Here is a 6754-nt window from a genome sequence, read left to right as displayed (position 1 = left end):
GGCCGGTGGGGTACGGGCCGCCCCCCGGGCCGACCCACCAGGCCGCACACCCTGCTGAGAATCTGTCGTAAAGGTGTCGAAGATGACCGTCGCCGTCGAGGGCGGAAGCCGAAAGACCCAGCGTGGCGCCGGGCCGCGTCGCGGGCCGATGAGCCGTATCAGGCATTCGTACAACCGGAATTGGTACGCCTGGGCGATGGTCGCCCCGGTGGTCGCGGTCATCGGCGTGCTGGTGCTCTACCCCCTGGTGCGCGGCATCTATCTGTCGCTGACCGATGCCAACAGCAACAACGTCGGCCGGACGATCGGCGTCAACGAGATCCCCGACAGCTTCTCGTGGGTGGGTTTCGACAACTACACGGAGATCCTCTCCGGGGGCGACCACCAGTTCTGGCCCCACTTCATATGGACCATCGTCTGGACCGTCATCTGTGTGGCCCTGCACTACGGGATCGGCATGGGCCTCGCCCTGCTGCTCAACCGTAAGATCCGCGGCCGCACCTTCTACCGGATGGTCCTGATCCTGCCGTGGGCGGTGCCGACCTTTGTCACCGTCTTCGCCTGGCGGCTGATCCTCGCCGACGACGGCGGTGTCTTCAACATGGCTCTGGAATGGGCCCACTTGCCCACCCCGGCCTGGCTCAGCGATCCGTTCTGGCAGAAGACCGCCGCCATCATGGTCAACACCTGGGTCGGCGTCCCCTTCATGATGGTCTCTCTTCTCGGCGGACTGCAGTCGATCCCGCCCGAGCTCTACGAGGCCGCCGAGGTGGACGGCGCCACCCCCTGGCAGCGCTTCCGGTATGTGACGCTGCCCGGCCTGCGCTCGGTCAGCAGCACGGTCGTCCTGCTCGGCGTCATCTGGACCTTCAACCAGTTCGTCGTCATCTTCCTGCTGTTCGGCAACAACTCGGGCACGGACGCCCAGATCCTCGTCACCTGGGCATACCGCCTCGGCTTCGGACAGGACCCGCGCGACTACGCCGGCTCCGCCGCGTACGGCGTCATCATCCTGTCGATGCTCATCGTCTTCGCCTCCTTCTACCGGCGCTGGCTGGCCCGCAACGAGAAGGCCGTCTGACGGTCCGCCCAGGCCACCGGGCAATCAGCACCAGCCATGACGAAAGAGAGGGCCAACCCCATGAGCACCACAGCAGATGTCCGGGTCGCGGGAGCGGCCGAGGCGGCCACCGCCGGCCCGCCCCGCAAGAGCGCCTCGGGCAAGAGGCAGTTGAGGCGCGGAGAGCGCCCCCGTTCCGCATCCCTGCTGATCCACGGCGCGCTGATCATCGCGAGCTTCATCGCGGCCTTCCCGATCGGCTGGATCGCCTGGATCTCGCTCGGCCCGGACAAGACCGACTTCCTCCACCCCGGCGACATCGCCGACAAGATCAGTTTCGAGAACTACACGACGGTCCTGAACGACACGTCGTTCCTCCAGTGGTTCGTCAACTCGCTGATCGTCGCGCTCGGTACGTGCCTGCTGGGCGTGTTCATCGCCGCCAGCTCCGGCTACGCGGTCTCCCGGATGCGTTTCCCCGGACACCGTCAGCTGATGTGGACCTTCCTGATCACTCAGATGTTCCCGGTCGCCATCCTGATGGTGCCGCTCTACAACATCCTGGCGAACCTGGGTCTGCTCGACACCTACTGGGCCCTGATCCTCGTCTACTGCACCACGGCGATCCCGTACTGCGCCTGGCTGCTCAAGGGGTACTTCGACACCATCCCCGCGGAGATCGACGAAGCCGGCCGGATCGACGGACTCACTCCGTTCGGCACCTTCTACCGGCTGATCCTGCCGCTCGCCCGGCCGGGTATCGCGGTGGCCGCGTTCTACACCTTCCTCACCGCCTGGGCCGAGGTCGCCTACGCGTCGGTCTTCATGCTCAGTGACGACAAGTACACCCTCGCCATCGGCCTGAAAACCTTCATCAGCGAGCACGACACCCAGTGGGACCTGATGGCCGCGACCTCCGTGCTCATCGCCATCCCCGCGTCGCTGTTCTTCTACCTCGTCCAGCGTCACCTGGTCACCGGCCTCACCGCCGGCGCCGCCAAATCCTGACCCCCACGAACCGGGGCACCCGGCTCCCTGACCGGCCGGGTGCGCCCTGCTGCCCGACGTTTCGCCCGAATCGCTGTACCGAGCCTCAGAGGGATCGAGAATGACCCAGTACCTGGCTGACGCCCATCACGCCGACCTGCCCGCGGCTTCCGCGGACTGGTGGAGAGACGCCGTCATCTACCAGGTGTACCCCCGCAGCTTCGCCGACGGGAACGGCGACGGCATGGGCGACCTTCCGGGCATCCGCAGCAGACTGCCGTACCTCAAGGAACTCGGCGTCGACGCCGTGTGGCTGAGCCCCTTCTACGCCTCCCCGCAGGCCGACGCCGGCTACGACGTCGCCGACTACCGCGCCATCGACCCGATGTTCGGCACGCTGCTGGACGCCGACGCGCTGATCCGGGACGCCCACGAACTCGGGCTGCGCATCATCGTCGACCTGGTGCCCAATCACTCGTCCGACGCCCACGAATGGTTCAAGCGCGCACTGAAGGAGGGCCCGGGATCCGCGCTGCGCGACCGCTACCACTTCCGTCCCGGCAAGGGAGAGAACGGCGAACTGCCGCCCAATGACTGGGAGTCCATCTTCGGCGGCTCCGCCTGGACGCGCACCGAGAACCCCGACGGCACCCCCGGCGACTGGTATCTGCACCTCTTCGCCCCCGAGCAGCCCGACTTCAACTGGGAACACCCGGCCGTCGCGGACGAGTTCCGCTCGATCCTGCGCTTCTGGCTCGACATGGGCGTCGACGGCTTCCGGATCGACGTCGCCCACGGCCTGGTCAAGGCGCCGGGCCTGCCCGACATCGGCGGCAGCGACCAGCTGAAACTGCTGGGCAGCGATGTCATGCCCTTCTTCGACCAGGACGGCGTCCACGAGATCTACCGCGCCTGGCGCAAGATCCTCGACGAGTACCCCGGCGACCGCATCGCCGTGGCCGAGGCGTGGACACCCACCGTCGAGCGCACCGCCAACTACGTGCGCCCCGACGAGCTGCACCAGGCCTTCAACTTCCAGTACCTGGGCACCCATTGGGTCGCGGACGAGCTGCGCCGGGTGATCGACGAGTCGCTGGACGCCATGCGGCCCGTTGGCGCCCCGGCCACCTGGGTGCTCTCCAACCATGATGTGACCCGCCACGCCACCCGCTTCGCGGGCCCGCCGGCGGGCACCCAGATCCGTGCGGCCGGCGACCGGGAGCTGGGACTGCGACGGGCCCGCGCCGCCACCCTGCTGATGTTGGCGCTGCCTGGATCCGCCTATCTCTACCAGGGCGAGGAGCTCGGTCTTCCCGACGTCACCGACCTGCCCGACGAGGTCCGGCAGGACCCGGCCTTCGGGCGCACGGAGGGCCAGGACGGCTTCCGCGACGGCTGCCGGGTGCCGATCCCGTGGACCGCGGAGGGCTCGTCGTACGGCTTCGGCGCGGGCGGCAGCTGGCTGCCCCAGCCGGACAGCTGGGCAGGGCTGAGTGTCGAGGCGCAGACCGGTGACCCGGACTCGACCCTGGAGCTGTACCGCAGCGCCCTCGCGGCGCGCCGTGCGCACCCCGCGCTGGGCGCGGGCGACGCGGTCGAGTGGCTGGAGGCGCCCGAGGGCGTGCTCGCCTTCCGCCGGGAAGGCGGCTTTGTCTGCACCGTCAATACGACGGGCACGGCCGTACGGATACCGGCACCCGGCCGCGTACTGCTGGCCGGCAGCGCTGTTCGGACGGCCGAGGGCGAGGCCGAGCTGCCCGCGGACACCGCTGTGTGGTGGACGGTGTGACGATTCCCCCGTCGCGGGGCGGCGCCGTCCAGACCGGCACCGCCCCGCGGCTCGCGGACATCGCGGCTCAGGCTTCGGTCAGCGAGGCGACCGCGAGCCGCGTGATGAACGGCAAACCGGGCGTGGCGAGCGGCACCCGTCAGCGGGTGCTCGCGGCGCTCGACGTGCTCGGATACGAGAGGCCCGTACGGCTGCGGCAGCGCAGTGCGGGTCTCATCGGCCTGCTGACCCCCGAGCTCATCAACCCGATCTTCCCCGCGTTCGCCCAGGCCATCGAGCAGGTCCTGGCCGGACACGGCTACACCCCGGTGCTCTGCACCCAGCTGCCGGGCGGCGCGACCGAGGACGAGCTGGTCGAACAGCTCCAGGAGAGCGGCGTCAACGGCATCGTGTTCCTGTCCGGACAGCACTCCGACGCCTCGGCCGATCACACGCGGTACGCCGAACTCGTCGCCCGGGGAGTTCCGTTCGTCCTCATCAACGGGTACAGCGAGCGCATCAGCGCGCCCTGCGTCTCCTGCGACGACCGGTCGGCGATGCGTATGGCTGTGCACCATCTGGCCGAACTGGGGCACGAGAGGATCGGTCTGGCGATCGGTCCCGGCCGCTATGTGCCGGCCCACCGCAAGACCGAGGGCTTTCTGGACGGCCTCGCCTCCATCCTGGGCTACACAGGCGCCGCGGCCGAACAGCTGGTCCAGCGCTCCTTGTTCAGTGTCGAGGGTGGCCATGCGGCGGCCGGTGCGCTGCTGGACAAGGGGTGCACCGCCATTGTCTGCGGCAGCGACATGATGGCGCTCGGCGTAGTCCGGGCGGCCCGGGAGCGCGGCCTCGATGTGCCGTACGACCTCTCGGTGGTCGGGTTCGACGACTCGCAGCTGGTGGCGTTCACGGATCCGCCGCTGACGACGATCCGCCAGCCGGTGAAGGCGATGGCGGCCGCGGCGGTCGGCGCGCTGCTGGAGGAGCTGCAGGGAAGTCCGGTACAGAGCACGGAGTATGTGTTCCAGCCGGAACTCGTGGTCCGGGGCACCACCGCGCAGGCGCGTCGGTAGACGCGTAACCGGACCGGCCGGCCGAGCGCGTGGGGACCGGACTTGCCGGCCCCCCGGCCGGCCGGCCCGGAGCCATGGCTGAAAGTAGCACCCCTGCAAGGCTTGCGAAAGGTCTTGCAGTTGGGAAACGGCAAGATTTCCGCAGTGCTACGAGAGTGTGTCCGAAGGGTTGACCCCGGGCCGGGGAGGCTCGTACGGTCGCGACCGCAATAACTTTCTGCTGCCTTGCAGCAAGAACCCTCAAAGGCCTTACGGGCACGGCGCGTTGCCGGACAAGGCTGCTCCGTCACCCGCACCTCCCCCCATGCAGGAGGAAAAATGGCCGGCAGACCTCTGGCCGCGGCGCTCGCCCTTGTGGCGGGCGCCGCGGTGAGTGTGGTTGCACCGACGGGCGCCGCGCAGGCGACCCCGCCGGGGGACAAGGACGTCACGGCCGTCCTTTTCGAGTGGAAGTTCACGTCGGTCGCGAAGGCGTGCACCGACACCCTGGGCCCGGCCGGCTATGGCTATGTCCAGGTCTCTCCGCCCCAGGAGCACATTCAGGGCGGGCAGTGGTGGACCTCGTACCAGCCCGTCAGCTACAAGATCGCCGGCCGTCTCGGCGACCGCGCCGCGTTCCAGAGCATGGTGAGCACCTGCCATACGGCGGGTGTGAAGGTCGTCGTCGACAGCGTGATCAACCACATGGCGTCGGCGGCCGGCACCGGTACCGGCGGCACCTCGTACGAGAAGTACAACTACCCCGGCACCTACTCCGGCGCGGACATGGACGACTGCCGCTCGAACATCACCAACTACGGTGACCGCGCCAACGTCCAGAACTGTGAGCTTGTCGGGCTCGCCGACCTGGACACCGGTGAGGATTACGTACGCGGCCGAATCGCCACGTATCTGAACGACCTGCTCTCGCTGGGCGTCGACGGCTTCCGTATCGACGCCGCGAAGCACATACCCGCCGCGGACCTCGCCAACATCAAGTCCAGGCTCAGCAATCCCGGCGTGTACTGGAAGCAGGAGGCGATCCACGGGGCGGGCGAGGCGGTCTCGCCCAGCGAGTACCTGGGCAACGGCGACGTCCAGGAGTTCCGGTACGCCCGTGACCTCAAGCGGGTCTTCAACAACGAGAACCTCGCCTATCTGAAGAACTACGGCGAGGGGTGGGGGTACATGGAGTCCGGCAGGTCCGGGGTCTTCGTCGACAACCACGACACCGAACGCGGCGGCGACACCCTCAACTACAAGGACGGCGCCAACTACACGCTCGCGAATGTCTTCATGCTGGCGTGGCCGTACGGATCGCCGGACATCCACTCCGGATACGAGTGGTCGGACAAGGACGCGGGACCGCCCAACGGCGGAACGGTGAACGCCTGTTGGCAGGACGGCTGGAAGTGCCAGCACGCCTGGCCGGAGATCAAGTCGATGGTCGCGTTCCGCAATACGGCGCGCGGTCAGGGCGTCGTCAACTGGTGGGACAACGGCGGGGACCAGATCGCGTTCGGGCGGGGTTCGAAGGCGTACCTCGCCATCAACCACGAGTCGTCGTCGCTCACCCGCACGTTCCAGACGTCGCTGCCGGCGGGTGGCTACTGCGATGTGCAGTCGGGCCGTCCGGTGACGGTCAGCACCTCGGGCCAGTTCACGGCAACGCTGCCCCCGAACACGGCGGTGGCGCTCCACGCGGGAGCCCGCGCCTGCGGCTAGCCCTTGCTGGGGCGGGGCTCCTGTCGGGGCTCCGCCCCAAGCCCCGCGCCTCAATCGCCGGCGGGGCTTGATTTGGCACCGTCCGACCTGGGGCTCCGCCCCAGACCCCGCGCCTCAATCGCCGGCGGGGCTGAATTTCCGCCGGACCGGCGGAAATTC

General features: G+C 68.5%; 4 protein-coding genes and 1 pseudogene. All 5 read left to right on the top strand.

Annotation, left to right across the window (positions count from 1 at the left end):
* Positions 1 to 82 precede the first annotated feature (82 nt).
* Positions 83 to 1081, top strand: coding sequence for a carbohydrate ABC transporter permease (locus ACFWDI_RS40610; protein ID WP_385312089.1), 999 nt, complete (start codon positions 83 to 85; stop codon positions 1079 to 1081).
* A gap of 60 nt (positions 1082 to 1141) precedes the next feature.
* The gene (locus ACFWDI_RS40605) at positions 1142 to 2068 is read left to right on the top strand and encodes a sugar ABC transporter permease (RefSeq protein ID WP_385312087.1); all 927 of its coding nucleotides are present in this window, start codon (positions 1142 to 1144) and stop codon (positions 2066 to 2068) included.
* A gap of 100 nt (positions 2069 to 2168) precedes the next feature.
* A complete protein-coding gene (locus tag ACFWDI_RS40600) occupies positions 2169 to 3836 on the top strand; it encodes a glycoside hydrolase family 13 protein (protein WP_385312085.1) in 1668 nt (555 codons plus the stop codon).
* A complete protein-coding gene (locus tag ACFWDI_RS40595) occupies positions 3821 to 4891 on the top strand; it encodes a LacI family DNA-binding transcriptional regulator (RefSeq protein ID WP_385312083.1) in 1071 nt (356 codons plus the stop codon). Before ACFWDI_RS40600 ends, ACFWDI_RS40595 begins: the two co-directional genes overlap by 16 nt.
* Before the next feature lie 318 nt (positions 4892 to 5209).
* Positions 5210 to 6592 (top strand): annotated as a pseudogene (locus tag ACFWDI_RS40590) (alpha-amylase family protein); the annotation flags it as partial.
* Positions 6593 to 6754: the final 162 nt, after the last annotated feature.

Origin of the sequence: Streptomyces sp. NPDC060064 (assembly GCF_042736455.1) — a bacterium.
In the GTDB taxonomy this organism is placed as follows: Bacteria; Actinomycetota; Actinomycetes; order Streptomycetales; family Streptomycetaceae; genus Streptomyces.
Note: the sequence above shows the minus strand (reverse complement) of the source record. Positions and strands in the feature narration are given on the sequence as shown.